The organism is Pseudoalteromonas sp. ABE4_541 (assembly GCF_056312285.1).
This window is the reverse complement of record NZ_JBSVEM010000051.1, coordinates 1-620: the sequence shown is the minus strand read 5'-3', so window position 1 is coordinate 620 and position 620 is coordinate 1. Positions and strand designations below refer to the sequence as shown.

General features: G+C 46.9%; 1 protein-coding gene. It reads right to left on the bottom strand.

Features of this window, described 5'->3' with window-relative positions; translation table 11 throughout:
* Window positions 1-26: 26 nt before the first annotated feature.
* On the bottom strand, window positions 27-620 hold a 594-nt coding region (locus tag ACW689_RS21425), incomplete at its 5' end, for an IS256 family transposase (RefSeq protein ID WP_476294444.1).

Below are 620 nucleotides of genomic sequence, written 5' to 3'. Positions count from 1 at the left end.
TCAGAATTCTGTGTCAGCCTAAAAAATTAAATATCTAGTGCGCCATCCAGCCGACCTTCGAAGTGGATGGCGAACTGCGACAGTGCCAAGTTCCAACTCTGGATTGGCATTGTCCACTTTTCCGTGGCATTTAACATGCCCGCATATAGCAGCTTTAGCAAGCTATTTTCATTCGGGAACGCCCCTTTGGTTTTGGTCAATTTCCTAAATTGGCGATGTACCGCCTCAACAGCATTGGTGGTGTAGATGACTTTGCGAACATAATCAGGGTACTTGAAGTAAACCGATAAATTATCCCACTTTCTGCGCCACGATTCGATAACGATTGGATACTGAGTGCCCCACTTGGCTTCCAGCTCGTCTAAGGCGGATTCTGCCGCTTGTTTGGTCGCGGCCTTATAAACAGGCTTTAAATCGGCCATAAAGGCTTTCTGGTGTTTTGAAGCGACATACTTCATCGAATTGCGTATTTGATGAATAACGCACTGCTGAGTTTCCGTATGCGGGTAAATGCTGGCAATCGCTTCCGGGAAACCTGTGAGTCCATCCACGCAAGCGATAAGCATGTCTTCAACGCCTCGATTATGTAGGTCGGTCAACACCGATAGCCAATAGTTTGC